Below are 14302 nucleotides of genomic sequence, written 5' to 3' on the forward strand. Positions count from 1 at the left end.
AGTCTGCGGAGTCTTAATTTCAGTCATTAAGCAGGAGGATCAATTAAAACTGGATCCTGGCAGAGAAACGGATTCTGGTAATGTGACCAAACGTTGATCATGAACCCGGCATTGCTACACGAACAGACCAAAATATCGGAAATGAATGAGTTTAGTATCGTCGACTGCCTGATGAAAAGTGAAAAGTTCATTTTGGGCGATATAAGGTCATTTTAGCTGATTTCAGACGATGAGAGCTGATTAATAAAACTGTAATTGGAGAGAAGCACAGGGAAGTGAAGGGAAGTTGAGGTTTCATGAGGTAAATTCAAACAACCACGGTTAAGTCGGGGGATTTGTCCCGGGGTTTGTGCTATGGTGGATAGAGTTTACTGATGGGAGGTCCTGGATACTGTGAATCAGATCATTGAGCTGGATGATGAGATTTTTTTAAATGATGCCTATTTGATGGCTGATTGGCTGGATAATGAGGAAATAACTCAATACATTTCAGAGGGGCATGAGATTAGCAATGAAATTCGGGCCGCTCTGCGTTATACGACTTGTCCGATTGTAACCCACATGTTCTGCAGCGGCGGAAATTTCTATTTAATCAAGCACAATGGCCGCTCCATTGGCTATCTGAAGCTGGTCGACAAGGGCAATCGCCTGGCCGAAATCGTCATTGTCATCGGTGACAAAGAAATGTGGAACCGGGGATATGGCACCAGAGCAGTTGAACTCGCGTTGCAGGAGTGCTTCTTCCGCCTCCGTTATGAAACCCTCCAGGCAAAAATCATGCCCGGGAACGAGGGTAGTCACCACTTGTTCCGAAAACTGGGATTTACAGAAGAAACCGCCAAATCAGGTGTTGCAAGATATCTGATGAAGCTGGAGCAGTACCTGAAGCGTGCTGCCTGATGGGGCAAGAACCTGGATCTGGAACTGAACCGGAACCTATACCTATACCTATACCTATACCTATACCTATACCTATACCCAAACCCGAAGCTGAACATGAACGTGAACATGAACTGATCAGAGCTCCGGTTTGGATTAGGATGTTTAGCAGATCATGAAATAAAAAACTGACGCCTTGAATGATCACTTCCTGTCATGCAGACAGGTCAAGATCATTCAAGGCGTCAGTTTTCTGTTGGGTCGGTATTGTTAGTCGACATTGCGTCCGCTTGGCCGGCAGTTCTCCAGGAGAAATCCTGTTCGATCATATAGCTGATCAGGGTATCTCGATCTGATAGTTGTCCTTGCTGACAGTGCGGTAAAGCTTTGCCATTTCCTGCTTGTCCTGAATCTCCAGCATGGTCACCGCGAAGCGCAGAGCATCCAGGTAGTTCGCTTGACCGAGCAGATACTGGGCGATGCCCTTGCGATAATACAGGGCGTGGAGCAGGGTGAAATCCGATGTTTCCTTGGCATAATCGATTCCTGCCTCTGCAATCTCCAGGGCCTTGTCGAACTGATCGGTCACATGGTAATGATAAGACAGGTTAAACAGCGCGATCAGGAAGACTTTCTGCTCCCGGACGACCTGCTTGCGCAGGGATTTGAAGCGAAGGTAGATGGATTCGAGGATGCGAGTAGATACATCATAATGGTCCAGATTTCCTTCCAAAAGGGCCAGCAGGATCAGGAGCCGGATTTCCCACAGGTTGAAGCGGCCTTTGTCCAGTTTGTGCCACTTCATGTCGGGATTGACCCGTTGCAATGTCGCGCGGATGTTCTCGATCATGGCCTGGATTTGAAAGTCCTTCAGGTTATGGTGGTAATATTTGGCAGCGTTCGCCAGGAAGCATTCCAGCAGGTCCAAATCGCTGGAATTGATTAAGTCTCGATGATCGCCCGATTTCAGATACTCGAAGTACTGCTCATGGCACTGCTGCAGAATCTGGGGCTGGTTATTGATGATGGCTTCATCGGCCTTGACCATGATGGTCTCAAGGCTCGTATCATACCGATACTTGAGAAACAGGGCCATGAGGTCGATCTTGTAGGCCAGGGACAGGAGCTCAAGGGTTTCATATTTGGGGATAACCTGCCCTTTCTCGAGCTTCATCAGGGCATTTTCACTGATTCCGACACGGTCCCGTACATCCTTTTGAGTCATATTGAGAGATCCGCGGATGGTGCGCACGACTTCTCCAAAGTTTTTCATATTATAGCTTTCAATCATGTCATGCCCTCTGTCATAAAAAAATTAAAATCCACACTCAACTGCGGTTTTTTAACCTTGAGTCTATTATATATTAGAAATAGAAAAGCTGGTGAAAAGTGGTACAATTTTTCATTCTTTTCCCTTCTTCTATACCGAAAGGTGTATGAGTACCCAATGACATTCGTTATTATGGATTTACCTCCCATAGTAAAGAACAAACCTTCTGACGTCATATGAAGTCTGTGAGAGCTTCATATGACTTTTTTTATTTGTGTATTATTTCAGCAATAAAATTGATACACAAGGACCACTTGCTCGGGGATCCTGAACGATTATGTCAACGACCCGATTCAGCGATTCTGATTTTTGGAATCGGTCGAATGAGTAATAATAACCCACTTGGACCTCTTTTGGCTCTTTTTGAGCAGTAATCAGCAAGAGATCGAGTCAGCTCTTGTTCCGGCAGTTCGGCCGGTACGCTGAATTAGCAGTGGTATCTGTGCTAATTCGTTGTTTCTGTGGTACTATTTGGGTAAGAAATCAATTGGACGTAACCAAAAAATCGATGGTAAGCAGCAAGGAGGAAGTATGAAACGGGGAATACAGGAAATCAGACGAGGATTTGATGGAATGGACGGAGCCGGAGTTAAGCTGGTTCGGGTCCTGAGTCAGGCGACGATCAACAAACTGGATCCGTTCCTGATGCTGGATGTGTTTGATTCAGACAACTATCTCGATTACATCGCTGGCTTTCCGATGCATCCGCATCGGGGGATCGAAACCATTACCTATCTAATTTCCGGTGCCATCGAGCATCAGGACTCCTTAGGCAACCGAGGAACCATACTGCCTGGCGGTACACAGTGGATGACAGCGGGTTCCGGGATCATGCATCAGGAAATGCCCCTGAAATCGGAGGCAATGATTGGATTCCAGCTATGGCTCAACATGCCGCAGAAAGACAAAATGCAGCCTCCGGCTTATCGGGAAGTAAATGAAGATCAGATGCCGGTGTATACCCAGCCAGGCATGACTGTACGGCTGATCTCCGGAGAGTTTGGCGGAGTCCAGGGAGAAGTGCGGCCTGATTATGTTTCCCCCCAGATCTACTTTGTGGAACTGGCAGCGGGCAGCTCGTTCAGCAAGCAGCTGCCTCATGATGATACCGCATTCCTCTTTATCTTCCGCGGCGCCCTCCAGGCAGGAGAAACTCTTGTGGAAAAGAAGAATGGCGTTCTGTTTACTCCCGGAACCGACCTCGAAGTCACTGCTTCAGAGCCGGCCCTGTTTATGTACATCGAAGGCCCGAAGCTTGACGAACCCGTTGCCTGGGGAGGTCCCATTGTTATGAACACCAAGGAAGAACTGAACGAGGCCTTTGCCGAACTGCGTAGCGGAACTTTCCTGAAAACCAGTGAAGTCCGCGGAGTGGAAACTCTGAACAAATATCCGAACCCATTCTGATGAGAAAGTCATTGAATTTCAATATTGAAATTCGATTGTGAAATTCGATATTTAATTCCAATAATAAAGCGAGGCGCAGTTCCAAACCTGGACCTGCGCTTCGCTTGTCAGCACGAATTGGTGAAGAGCCCCTCGAAATGATGAGCTCAGGCGGTGATCATCCACATTCAGTTTAAAACCCTTCGGAGGCCAGTTGCACGTTCAGTCTGTAGATCCGGGTGATTCATCCGACTGGCGATAGCTTACGGCAGGATGTCACTGAAGAAATCATAGCGAATCCTTCCGTCAACCCCCCAGAGAGAAGAACCCATGAGCTTGGCGATGGTCGGGCCTTCATCAATCAGATTCATCGCCGCGATCCGGTGACCGGAGCGGATGCCGGGACCAGACATCAGGAACACCGTATGATAGTCCGAAAGGTGCGGTTCATAGCCGTGACAGGACCGGTACAGGGCTGGATCATTCTCGACATCCTCGATGAATTCTCCGATGGGGGATTCGCTGAAATAATAACCGTCACAGGCACAGAGCATGAACGTGCAGTTGGGGTCGGCGCCCCGTGAGGCTGCCGTCGATCCATCCATGAAACGGAGGAGTCCGTTTTCCTCATAAGCGGACAGAACGGTCAGATTGTCGCGGATCAGTTCCACGACTTCCGGATGCCGTTTATCCACGTAAATATAGCCGGAGCCGTCACAGCTCTTGAAATACGCTTTCCAGTCCAGTATGTCATTCTCGATCATTTTAATCAGGCCGAGCTTTCGTAAAAAGACATTCGGCCGGATAACCTTCTTTACGGCCCGGTGGTAATGGTCGCCCAGAACGATGAATACAGTGGATTCCAGCTTGCCGGATTCCCTAAGGAAGTTGATCCAGTCATTAATCCGCTCTCCGTGCCGCAATATCGCCTGGCGCGCTTCTTCTGAATCCAGTCCGTGTTCATGGCGCATGGAATCCAGATCGACATAATGGACCAGGGTCAGATAGGGCTGATATTTGCTGAAGGTATACTTGGCACTGGCATGGACAAAATGATCCAGCCAGGGCTGAGCGATGCCCTTGCGCAGATGCTTGAACTTATTGTCGAGTTCCAGGCAGTATCTGGGGCTGCCGGCCGCCATCACCTGCGAGACCTGCGTCTGGTAGGCTCTGACCGGAATGATTTCCGGAAGGTTGTACTTGATATTGCTGCGCCCTGTAACAGGCCACAGCAGGGAAGCTACGGACTTCTTCTGCTTATGGGCGATATCCCAGATGGTTTCACCTTGGATATCCTTGCGATACCAGAACCATTCGGGCTGATCCCGATCAGGCTGGATCTTTGTATTATTAATGATGCCGTGATTGCGCGGCATTTTACCGGTAACGATCGAACAATGGGCCGGGTAGGTCAGGGAGGGGCAGACACTGGTGACCTGGTCGCAGTAAGTCCCGTTTTCCAGGAGATATTGAAATCCAGGGGTGTCTTTCAGCTGATTGAAATCAGCTGTACCCATGGCATCCAGTGAAATCACGACGATGTGTTCGTGCATGGTGTATCATTCCTTTCTCGTATTGCTTTCATTGTATACCAAACTTGCCATAACTGGGTAGCTCACTTTCCGGGATGGAGTTAGACCCCGGAAGTTATAGTACAATAGAAGCAGACAACCCCGGGAAGGAGTAGACAGAACATGATTCAGATCGGCAATGACTGGGACGAAGTTCTCAAAGATGTATTCCAGTCGGAACATTACCTCAGATTGAGAGAATTTTTAATCCGGGAGTACCGCACCCAGACCTTATATCCGCCCAAACATGATATTTTTAACGCCCTGAAGGCCACCCCGTTTGGTGAGGTCAAGGCCGTGATCTTGGGCCAGGATCCTTATCACGGGCCAAACCAGGCCCACGGCATGTGTTTTTCGGTTAGGCCGGGTGTGAAAATCCCGCCTTCGCTGATGAACATCTACAAGGAACTGCATGCCGAATTCGGCTGTCCCATTCCCAACCACGGCTACCTGGCCGATTGGTCGAAGGAAGGGGTGCTGCTGCTCAACACGATTCTGACGGTGCGGGAAAGCAAGCCGCTGAGCCATAAGGGCTGTGGCTGGGAAGAAGTCACGGATACGATCATACATCGCCTGAATGACCGGGAAAAGCCCATGGTCTTCCTGCTCTGGGGAGCCCCGGCTCAGCAGAAAGCCAGGCTCATTCATTCGGACCGACATTTGATCCTGAAAACCACGCACCCCTCTCCGCTGTCGGCGCACCGCGGTTTCCTGGGTTGTGGACATTTCAAGCAAGCCAATGAGTTTCTGGCACAGAACGGACTTGAACCCATCGACTGGACGATCCGCTGAGGAAGGAGAAGACAATGAAAGAAATTATCAAAAAGCAGGAACAGGTATTTCAAGGGGATTTCCTGAAGGTGGATCGCGTGCTGGTGGAACTTCCCAATGGACGGGAAGGGATCCGGGACATTGTCCGCCATCCGGGGGCGGTGGCAGTTCTTGCCATCAATGACGAGGATGAAATTCTGCTGGAGTACCAGTACCGGACTGCTTTAGACGAAGTCATCCTGGAGATACCGGCCGGCAAGGTTGATCCGGCGGAAGACCGGACGGCGGCCGCTCACCGGGAACTGGAAGAAGAAACGGGGTTCTCAGCCAGGTCCATGGAATACCTGGGTGATGTGGCCCTGGCTGCCGGATATTCAGATGAGAAAATCTCGCTATATCTGGCTCGCGGACTCTCCGAGGGCCAGGAACACCGCGATGAAGACGAGTTCCTCGAGTGGGAATTTGTTCCACGGTCCCAGGTCCTGGAATGGATCCGTACCAATCAGATTCAGGATTCCAAGACCATCTGCGCCATGTTCTATCTGAGCCTGCGTGAGTTCTAATTCCTAAGGAGCGATGCTTCGGCAAATACTCCTTGGAGTAACAAACCGAAAGAAAAAAGGTGCGATCATTCCGAATCCTGCCCAAAGAGTAAAGCCGCTGTCCAAAGATTGGACAACGGCTTATTATCTTCCGGGAGTTTGTTTCAAGACATATATCAAGTGTATACATTAGAAGATTTTACAAATGTTTAATTCAAAAGAAATTACAAGTGTTTACTTCAGGAGATATTACATAAAATAGTCCATGGAGTATTCCCGGAGACATTCTGCTTTTGGGGGTGGGCCGGTGTCATTCCGTGGCACCTGGTGAACCCTGGTCTTGTTGGGCGACCGCAGCGGATGGAATCGGTTCATGGGACAGTTCCCAAAAGTATAGGGATGCGATGGAGTTGTAAGGGGAGAGACGTCGGCGGATTTCTTCGAACTGGGCTTTGGTCAGGGCTTCCATCCCATAGAGGGTCTGAATGCCCCGGCGAATGGCAAGATCACCGTAGCTCAGGACATCCGGCCGCTGCAGGGAGAAGATCAGGAGCATTTCGGCCGTCCAGCGGCCGATTCCGGGCAGCTGACTCAACCGGCGGATTACTTCTTCATCCGGCAGGTCGTGGAGCTGAGTCAGGTCCAGTTCCCCTGAATCAACCTGTCCGGCAATGGTCAGGATCCAGTCCGTCTTTTTGTAGGAAAGTCCGCAGGCTTTGATGCGATCGCGATCCAGGGACAGGATATTCCGGGCGGTAACCGGCCCTGTCAGAGTCTTCAGTCTGTTCCAGACCGTTTCATAAGCTTTTTTGGCAATTTGCTGGCTGACAATGGAAGAGATCAGGGCTTCGAACAGGTCCGGAACAATCGGCCGCTGAATGAGGCCGATTCGCCGGATGGCCTGAGCCAGGCGTTCATCCCTGCGGGCCAGCTCTTCGATTTCCTTGGGGCCGTAAGGAAAGACCGGAGATGGAGTGATCTGCGTCATGGTCTGTCCTGAAATGACCGTTCCGCCAGAATCGGCAGCTGCCGATAGATCAGCGCGTTCAAGACCGCGAGAACGACAAAGAACACCGCGAACAGAACGAACTTATCCAGGGGAACAAACAGATAGAGGACAACGGGGAGAGCTCCAGCCACCATCGAACCGAAGGATGAAATCATGGCATTGAAATTGTTCTTGACCGCTTTCTGTTCCGTGGTCCAGGTCAGGACGGGCTTGACGATGTCCAGGCTGAGCATGGCGAAGTTCAGCGCCAGCGACAGGAGCAGGCCCAGGATAATTCCGGCGGCCACTGCCCAGGCAGCAGGCCGAAGCAGGATAATGGCGGGGACCAGAAGGATCATGACTCCTGCCAGTTCAACGACCATGGCGGGGATCAGCTTGCCCATGAGCTGGGTGCGGTAGGGAACCGGAATGTATTTCATAAAGCTGAAGTTGCTGCCTTCCCGGGTAATGGCAGTGGCAGCAATCAGATTAAGTCCGGCATAGAAGGCCATGAGGGCCATAATGCCGATAATGACCATGTCCGGCTTGACATACTGCCGAATCTGATTGAAATCAGACATTCCGATCTCTGTAGCCAGTTCGTTCAGGTCTCCGCCGAACAGGACCGGGAAGATAAAGAAAACCGGCATGATCAGGCTCACCAGAATGCAGTTGAGAAAATACGGGGGAGTCCGAAGCAGAATGCGCATTTCCTTGACGGCAATCGCCATCATGGCACTGCTTCTTCTGGTAGAAGCGGACATTTCCTTGACGCTGAGAGACTTGCGGCGCATGCCGGATTCCTTCAGGCCCTTGGCGCCGTCGATATAGAGCATGTTTCCGAGCTGATAGAATACGAAGATGAACGCGCCGCAGACGGCCAGAGCCAGTCCGGTGTAGAGCAGGAAGGTGCCGGCTGAACCGAAGATTGCGCGGTGCATCAGGGTGGTGGCGGGGAATACCGCGGAAAGCACATTGAACAGTGTTCCCTGAGTCTGAAGCAGAGCCGGGAGACCGTCCGAAGTGCTGTTGGCCAGGCGCTGCATAATGCTGGACATGGACAGAGCAATGAAAATACCTACCAGGGATGAGAGCAGGGTGAAGCGATCCTTGTTCCGGAAGAGCTTTGAGAAGCGCATCAGGATCATGCACAGGATCGCCATGATCGCCAGAGGTGCAATGGGCAGTATGATCATGGTCAGGAGCACTTTGAGATAAAACAGCGGTCCCTGTCCATCCATGACGCCGAACACCACGAAGGAGGGATAGAAAATAGCCAGGGTGCTGATGACTTCGTAAAAAGCTACGATCATAAACTTGGCCAGAACCAAAGCTCCGGGCTTGATCGGCAGATACAGGTAGTTCTCAATGTCGCTGGAGTAATAGAAGACGCTCATGACATAGAAAAAACCGAAAATCAGAACGATAAAGGAAGCTCCGAACAGCAGCAGCTTCAGCAGCAGATCCTGCATTCCCATCATTTTGAATGGGGGATACAGTTGCGCGATGATGGGAGCGAAGGACACTCCGGCTAAGAGCAGGAGCAGGATCAGTCCGATGACCTTAAAAATCCCCTTAATCCGACCGGAGCGCTGCATGTTGATTTCCAGCACATCCTCCGATCGAAACATTGTTTTGAATAGAAGCAGTGTTTTATTCATTTTCCGTCAGCTCCAGGAACATCTGCTCCAGACTGGTGTTTTCACCCAGTGTTTCTCGCAGGTTCTGCACATTTCCGACATACAGCAACTTGCCTTTGTTGATAATCGCGACCCGGTCGCAGATTTTTTCCGCTACTTCCAGCACATGGGTGGAGAAGAAGACGATATTGCCCCGGTCGGCGTGGGATCTCATGCGCTCCTTCAAAATATAGGAGGATTTGGGATCCAGGCCGGTCATTGGTTCATCCAGAATCCAGGCATTCGGTTCATGGATCAAAGCACCCATCAGGACGATCTTCTGACGCATACCATGGGAGTAGCTCTGAATCTTGTCTCCCAGCGCCGAAGTCATCTCGAAATCGCGAGCCATCTGCTCGATTCGCTGCTGCCGGTCCTGGGGCGGTACATTATAGATATCTCCCATGAAGTTGAGATATTCAATTCCTCGCAGGCGGATATAAATGTCCGGATTGTCCGGCACATAACCAAACTGGCTTTTGGCCTGAATGGGATCCTTCAGGATATCGATGCCGTTGACTTCGATCTGTCCGGATGTCGGCGGAGTGATCCCGACCAGCATTTTCAGCGTGGTGGTCTTGCCGGCGCCGTTGGGTCCCAGAAAGCCGAAGATTTCGCCCGGCTGAATTTCAAGCGACAGCCCGTCAACGGCCTTATGTGTACCGTTGTAGACTTTGGTGACTTCATCAAAACGAATCATGTTTGCTACCTCGTATCCTGTCTTATTTTTACGTATATAATGATAACACAATCTGTGTTGTGAAATCATTCACATCGAGTTAACTATAGGATTGCCATATTAAACCAGTATTAAACTTTTATGAAGACCATAACAGATTCGCCATCCGGTCGATGGATGGATTTGATCAGTTGAATCCTGAACACAGAACTGTCATAATCCGGTTTTCGGTACCGTCGAACCGTCGAACCGATTTGACACAGGTTCGGGGGCATTTTTTGAAGCAAACCGGTTTTTGTTATATACTTAGGAGAAGAGCTTTTTTGAGTTTTTACAATGGGAGGTCCGGCATGCCTAGCACTGAAACCGCATTTCGATTGACCCTGCTGCTTCTGGCCGGCCTGGGGCTGTACCTGGTGTGGTTCTCTTTCTTTCGGATCCAGGTTCCCAGCGGATCCATGCTGCCGCTGATTCAGCCGGGTGATCGCCTGCTGGTCCGGCGGATCACGGGAAGCGGAACGATCCGAAGGGGCGATCTTCTGGTGTTTCGATCCACGGCCCGGCAAAAGGGCGACGGCAGCCTGGTCATGATCAAGCGGCTGATCGGTCTGCCCGGAGAAACGGTGGAAATTCGGCAGGGAAAGATTTATGTCAATGACACTCCTCTGAATGAGCCTTATATTAAGGGACATACCAAAGGAGAGCACCTTTTTCACATCCCCCTCGGATCCTGTCTCTTTCTGGGAGACAACCGCGAAGACTCGCATGACGCCAGAGTCTGGCAGGAACCCTTTGTTCGCCGGCGTGAAATCATGGGGAAAGTCATTCTGCGGTTCGGACCCATCCGACGAATGGGATATCTTAAGTAAAATTTAATCTAAGCTCTATACAATGAACTGATGTGGATCTTCAGGAAGCAGAAGGAAGTTTTCCGTTTCCCGCAGTCCCTTTTCGAAACGTTTGACCATGGCATTGATCAACTCCGGCGCCGGACCTGATACGGTCCGTCCAGCCCCGATAACCCGTCCAGACGGGAAAGCAACAAAAGGAAGGACAACACGATGAATTTAAAAGCAAGAATAGAAAGTTATCAGGACGACATGCTCCGGGATCTGAACCGGCTGCTGGCTCACGATTCGGTGGCAGGAGAGCCCAAGACCGGCGCACCCTGCGGCGAGGCGGTAGCACAGTGTCTTGAGGAAGCCCTGACGATTGCCGGCGAACTGGGCCTGACAACCCGCAATGTCGAAGGCTGGGTGGGAGAAGCTTCCCATGGCCAGGGGGATGACTATGTCGCCATCCTGGGGCACCTGGACATCGTTCCCGTTGGAAACGACTGGACCGCCAACCCCTTTGGTGAAATCAGGGACGGAAGAATCTACGGCCGTGGGACCAATGACGACAAAGGTCCGCTGGTAGCCGCTCTGTACGCCCTGAAAGCACTTCGGGAAGAAGGTGCGGTTCTGACTTCCCCGGTGCGTGTGATTATGGGGACCTGTGAAGAAACCGGCGGACCGGATATCGAAACCTATCTCAAGTCAGCGCCGCAGCCCAAAGCCGGCTTCACCCCGGATGCCTCCTTCCCCGTGATCTACGCGGAAAAGGGGATCCTGCGGGTTGAACTGAGAAAGCCGCTCAAGACCTCGGACATTGAGATTCTTGAACTGACGGGGGGCAGCGCGCCCAATATGGTTCCCGATAAAGCTACATTGAGCTACTGTCTGGACGGAGAGTCCACCAAACTGGCGCTCAAAGGCCTGTCAGCTCATGGCTCCACGCCGGAACTGGGGGATAACGCCATTCTGAAGTTATTCCGCAGCATGAAGCAGCTGGATCGCCGGCTGGCACCGGAAATGGAGTTCCTGCTGGATGCATTTGCCGATGTCAACGGCGAGCATCTGGGCATCGGACTGTCCGATGAGCCCTCCGGCAAACTGACCTGTAACCTGGGACAGCTAATGTGCGACGGCGGTCAGATGAAGCTGGTGCTTGACCTGAGAATCCCGGTGACCTTTACCGACGCAGACGTCATCAGCGCGCTGCGCCTGAAGTTTGCGCCCCGGGGCTACCAACTGTCCTTCGGTGAATTTACACCGCCGCTCTACTACCCCGAGGATCTGCCCATGATCCAGTCACTGATGAGTGTATACCAGGAAGTAACTGGCGATGAGTCCGCCCGTCCCATTGCCATCGGCGGCGGCACCTACGCCAAGTCCATGAACAATGTGGTGGCCTTCGGACCCGGCCTGCCGGGGCGTGAAGAAGTCGATCACATCGCGGATGAATTCATCCGGATTGAAGATCTGCTGACCTGGACCCATATCTACGCAAAAGCCATCCTTGCTTTATCCAATTTGTAATGAAACCCGACAGGGAGGAACAAAATGAGCGAAGACAATAAAAATAAAAAATCCGGACGGCCGGAGCCGCCGAAACCGGATTCACGCAATCTGGTTCTGATGGTGGTCCTTTTGATCAGCATGCTGGTCATGTTCTGGAACATGAAGGACTTTGGAGCGCCCAAATCGGTGGAAGCCGGATATACGGACCTGACCGCGGCGCTGAATGAAAATAAGGTAAAATCCCTCAAATACGATACCGGCGCCGGAATCATCACCTATCAGCTGAACTCCGGCGACACCCTCTACCGCACGGAGGCCATTGACCTTCTGGCTTCGGAAGTCATCAATCAGGCCGCTCAGAAGAACATTCCGACGAGCCTGACCAACAGCACCGACATTATGACCACGGTGCTCAACCTGGCTTCCTTTATCCTGCCGCTGGTGTTCTTCTTCTTCATCCTGCGTATGTTCACCAAGTCCATGAGCGCCAAAGGCGGTGGCATTATGGGTCTGGGCAAGAGCACGGCCAAGCTGTATGAAAAGTCCACCGGCGTGACCTTCAAGGATGTGGCAGCCCAGGAAGAAGCCAAGGAATCCCTCACCGAAATTGTGGATTTCCTGCATAATCCTCAGAAATACGCAGCCATTGGCGCTCGTCTGCCCAAAGGCGCCCTTCTGGTGGGACCTCCCGGTACCGGAAAAACCTTACTGGCCAAAGCCGTAGCCGGAGAAGCGGATGTGCCGTTCTTCTCCCAGTCCGGTTCCGCATTTGTGGAAATGTTCGTGGGTATGGGCGCAGCCCGGGTCCGTGATATCTTCAAGGAAGCCGAAGCCAAGGCTCCCTGCATCATCTTCATCGACGAAATCGACGCCATCGGCAAGAGCCGCGAAAGCGGCGGACTGCCGGGCGGCAATGATGAGCGCGAACAGACCCTCAACCAGCTGCTGGCCGAAATGGACGGCTTTGATTCCCAGAAGGGAATTGTCATCCTGGCGGCCACAAACCGTCCGGAAGTGCTGGACAAGGCGCTGCTGCGTCCGGGCCGCTTTGACCGGCGCATTATTGTCGACGCGCCGGACCTGCGCGGTCGGGAAGCGATCCTCAAAGTTCATTCCAAGGATGTCAAGATGGGCGATGATGTCAATCTCAATGAGCTGGCAAAGTCCACGCCCGGCGCCGTCGGTGCTGATCTGGCCAATATCATTAATGAAGGCGCGCTGCGTGCGGTCAAGAATGGCCGGCAGTTCGTCAAGCAGGAAGACCTGATGGAAGCCATTGAAGTCGTCATTGCCGGACAGCAGAAGAAAGACCGGATCATGTCGCCCAAGGAAAAACGAATTGTCTCCTTCCATGAGATCGGGCATGCCCTGGTGGCAGCCCTCCAGAAAAATACGGATCCGGTCGTCAAGATCACGATCATCCCACGAACGATGGGATCCCTCGGATATACCATGCAGGTGCCGATGGAAGACAAGTACCTGATGAGCAAGGAAGAGATCCTGCAGGAAATCACCATCCTCCTGGGCGGCCGGGCCGCTGAGGAAGTGGAGTTTGGCAGCATCACCACCGGTGCGTCCAATGATATCGAGCGGGCAACTGCCATGGCCCGGCGCATGGTTTCCATGTACGGCATGAGCGATGCCTTCGGCATGATGGCGCTGGAATCCAACACCAATGTGTACCTGGATGGCCGTCCGGTTTCTAACGTGAGTCCGGAAACTCAGACCAGACTGGACCAGGAAGTGGCCATGATCATCAAAGACTGCCATGCCACTGCCCGCCGGCTGCTCGAAGACAATCAGGAACTTCTGGTTAAGGCTTCGGAAAAGCTTCTGGAAAAGGAAACCCTTACCGGAGCTGAGCTGGTAGAAATCATCCGGGCGTTCAAGGGTGAGGACTTCATGAAGAGCTCTGACGAAGACGCAGCCCATCATTCGGCCGGCGAAGGAATTCGGCCAACCGAACCGGATGCTGGATTGCTGGCACCGCAAGTCCAGGAAGTTCCAGAAGCCCAGCAGGATACGCTCCTGCCGGCACCGGAAGTCCAGGAAGTTCCGATAGCCCAGCAGGATATTGTCCTGCCGGCACCGGACACCGAGCAGCCCACTGACACAATCGAATAAACAACACTGGG

12 protein-coding genes are annotated in these 14302 nt (G+C 51.9%); 7 read left to right on the top strand and 5 right to left on the bottom strand.

The window, feature by feature from the left end; genetic code table 11:
- The first annotated feature begins 393 nt into the window (after window positions 1-393).
- A complete protein-coding gene (locus P6M73_RS05225) occupies window positions 394-900 on the top strand; it encodes a GNAT family N-acetyltransferase (protein WP_277855057.1) in 507 nt (168 codons plus the stop codon).
- Window positions 901-1216: 316 nt separating this feature from the next.
- Here P6M73_RS05225 and P6M73_RS05230 read toward each other — a convergent pair whose 3' ends face one another.
- Window positions 1217-2170 carry a helix-turn-helix domain-containing protein gene (locus tag P6M73_RS05230; protein ID WP_277855058.1) on the bottom strand — a complete coding sequence of 318 codons (954 nt, stop codon included), beginning with the start codon at window positions 2168-2170 and terminating at the stop codon, window positions 1217-1219.
- A 570-nt stretch (window positions 2171-2740) separates the two neighbouring features.
- On the opposite strand from P6M73_RS05230, the gene P6M73_RS05235 reads away from it, so the two are divergent.
- Entirely contained in the window at window positions 2741-3616 is an 876-nt protein-coding gene (locus tag P6M73_RS05235; protein ID WP_277855059.1) for a pirin family protein, read from the top strand.
- Window positions 3617-3858: 242 nt separating this feature from the next.
- On the opposite strand, the gene P6M73_RS05240 is transcribed toward P6M73_RS05235, so the two are convergent.
- Window positions 3859-5148, bottom strand: a complete 1290-nt coding sequence (locus P6M73_RS05240) for an alkaline phosphatase family protein (RefSeq protein WP_277855060.1) — start codon at window positions 5146-5148, stop codon at window positions 3859-3861.
- Window positions 5149-5289: 141 nt separating this feature from the next.
- Here P6M73_RS05240 and ung point away from each other — a divergent pair, with 141 nt between their 5' ends.
- On the top strand, window positions 5290-5958 hold the full coding sequence (gene ung, locus P6M73_RS05245; RefSeq protein ID WP_277855061.1) for a uracil-DNA glycosylase: 669 nt from the start codon (window positions 5290-5292) through the stop codon (window positions 5956-5958).
- A gap of 14 nt (window positions 5959-5972) precedes the next feature.
- Complete coding sequence (locus P6M73_RS05250; RefSeq protein WP_277855062.1) at window positions 5973-6500, top strand: NUDIX domain-containing protein; 528 nt, start codon at window positions 5973-5975, stop codon at window positions 6498-6500.
- A gap of 289 nt (window positions 6501-6789) precedes the next feature.
- Here the strand turns inward: P6M73_RS05250 and P6M73_RS05255 are convergent, their stop codons facing one another.
- Genes P6M73_RS05255 through P6M73_RS05265 form a run of 3 tightly spaced genes read right to left on the bottom strand, consistent with a single transcriptional unit; the run spans window position 6790 to window position 9846 of the window.
- The gene (locus P6M73_RS05255) at window positions 6790-7467 is read right to left on the bottom strand and encodes a DNA-3-methyladenine glycosylase family protein (RefSeq protein WP_277855063.1); all 678 of its coding nucleotides are present in this window, start codon (window positions 7465-7467) and stop codon (window positions 6790-6792) included.
- Window positions 7464-9128 carry an ABC-2 family transporter permease gene (locus tag P6M73_RS05260; protein WP_277855064.1) on the bottom strand — a complete coding sequence of 555 codons (1665 nt, stop codon included), beginning with the start codon at window positions 9126-9128 and terminating at the stop codon, window positions 7464-7466. The genes P6M73_RS05255 and P6M73_RS05260 overlap by 4 nt, the downstream gene beginning before the upstream one ends.
- Window positions 9121-9846: an ABC transporter ATP-binding protein gene (locus P6M73_RS05265; RefSeq protein WP_277855065.1), complete on the bottom strand. Its 726-nt coding sequence runs from the start codon at window positions 9844-9846 to the stop codon at window positions 9121-9123. Before P6M73_RS05265 ends, P6M73_RS05260 begins: the two co-directional genes overlap by 8 nt.
- Before the next feature lie 329 nt (window positions 9847-10175).
- On the opposite strand from P6M73_RS05265, the gene lepB reads away from it, so the two are divergent.
- The 3 genes from lepB (at window position 10176) to ftsH (ending at window position 14291) form a co-directional block, all read left to right on the top strand.
- The gene (gene lepB / locus P6M73_RS05270) at window positions 10176-10694 is read left to right on the top strand and encodes a signal peptidase I (RefSeq protein ID WP_277855066.1); all 519 of its coding nucleotides are present in this window, start codon (window positions 10176-10178) and stop codon (window positions 10692-10694) included.
- Between the two features lie 192 nt (window positions 10695-10886).
- Window positions 10887-12185, top strand: coding sequence for a Sapep family Mn(2+)-dependent dipeptidase (locus tag P6M73_RS05275; protein ID WP_277855067.1), 1299 nt, complete (start codon window positions 10887-10889; stop codon window positions 12183-12185).
- A 99-nt stretch (window positions 12186-12284) separates the two neighbouring features.
- Complete coding sequence (gene ftsH, locus P6M73_RS05280) at window positions 12285-14291, top strand: ATP-dependent zinc metalloprotease FtsH (protein WP_489666491.1); 2007 nt, start codon at window positions 12285-12287, stop codon at window positions 14289-14291.
- Window positions 14292-14302: the final 11 nt, after the last annotated feature.

It is taken from the genome of Anaerococcoides asporogena, from assembly GCF_029590275.1.
Lineage (GTDB): Bacteria > Bacillota > Clostridia > Clostridiales > Clostridiaceae > JG1575.

What these genes read in the sequence shown, in the direction of transcription:
- ftsH (WP_489666491.1), top strand. Translation starts at nt 12,285, where the DNA reads ATGGTGGTCCTTTTGATCAGCATGCTGGTCATGTTCTGGAACATGAAG.
- lepB (WP_277855066.1), top strand. Translation starts at nt 10,176, where the DNA reads ATGCCTAGCACTGAAACCGCATTTCGATTGACCCTGCTGCTTCTGGCC.
- P6M73_RS05260 (WP_277855064.1), bottom strand. Translation starts at nt 9,128, where the DNA reads ATGAATAAAACACTGCTTCTATTCAAAACAATGTTTCGATCGGAGGAT.
- P6M73_RS05240 (WP_277855060.1), bottom strand. Translation starts at nt 5,148, where the DNA reads ATGCACGAACACATCGTCGTGATTTCACTGGATGCCATGGGTACAGCT.
- ung (WP_277855061.1), top strand. Translation starts at nt 5,290, where the DNA reads ATGATTCAGATCGGCAATGACTGGGACGAAGTTCTCAAAGATGTATTC.
- P6M73_RS05250 (WP_277855062.1), top strand. Translation starts at nt 5,973, where the DNA reads ATGAAAGAAATTATCAAAAAGCAGGAACAGGTATTTCAAGGGGATTTC.
- P6M73_RS05230 (WP_277855058.1), bottom strand. Translation starts at nt 2,170, where the DNA reads ATGATTGAAAGCTATAATATGAAAAACTTTGGAGAAGTCGTGCGCACC.
- P6M73_RS05265 (WP_277855065.1), bottom strand. Translation starts at nt 9,846, where the DNA reads ATGATTCGTTTTGATGAAGTCACCAAAGTCTACAACGGTACACATAAG.
- P6M73_RS05275 (WP_277855067.1), top strand. Translation starts at nt 10,887, where the DNA reads ATGAATTTAAAAGCAAGAATAGAAAGTTATCAGGACGACATGCTCCGG.
- P6M73_RS05235 (WP_277855059.1), top strand. Translation starts at nt 2,741, where the DNA reads ATGAAACGGGGAATACAGGAAATCAGACGAGGATTTGATGGAATGGAC.
- P6M73_RS05255 (WP_277855063.1), bottom strand. Translation starts at nt 7,467, where the DNA reads ATGACGCAGATCACTCCATCTCCGGTCTTTCCTTACGGCCCCAAGGAA.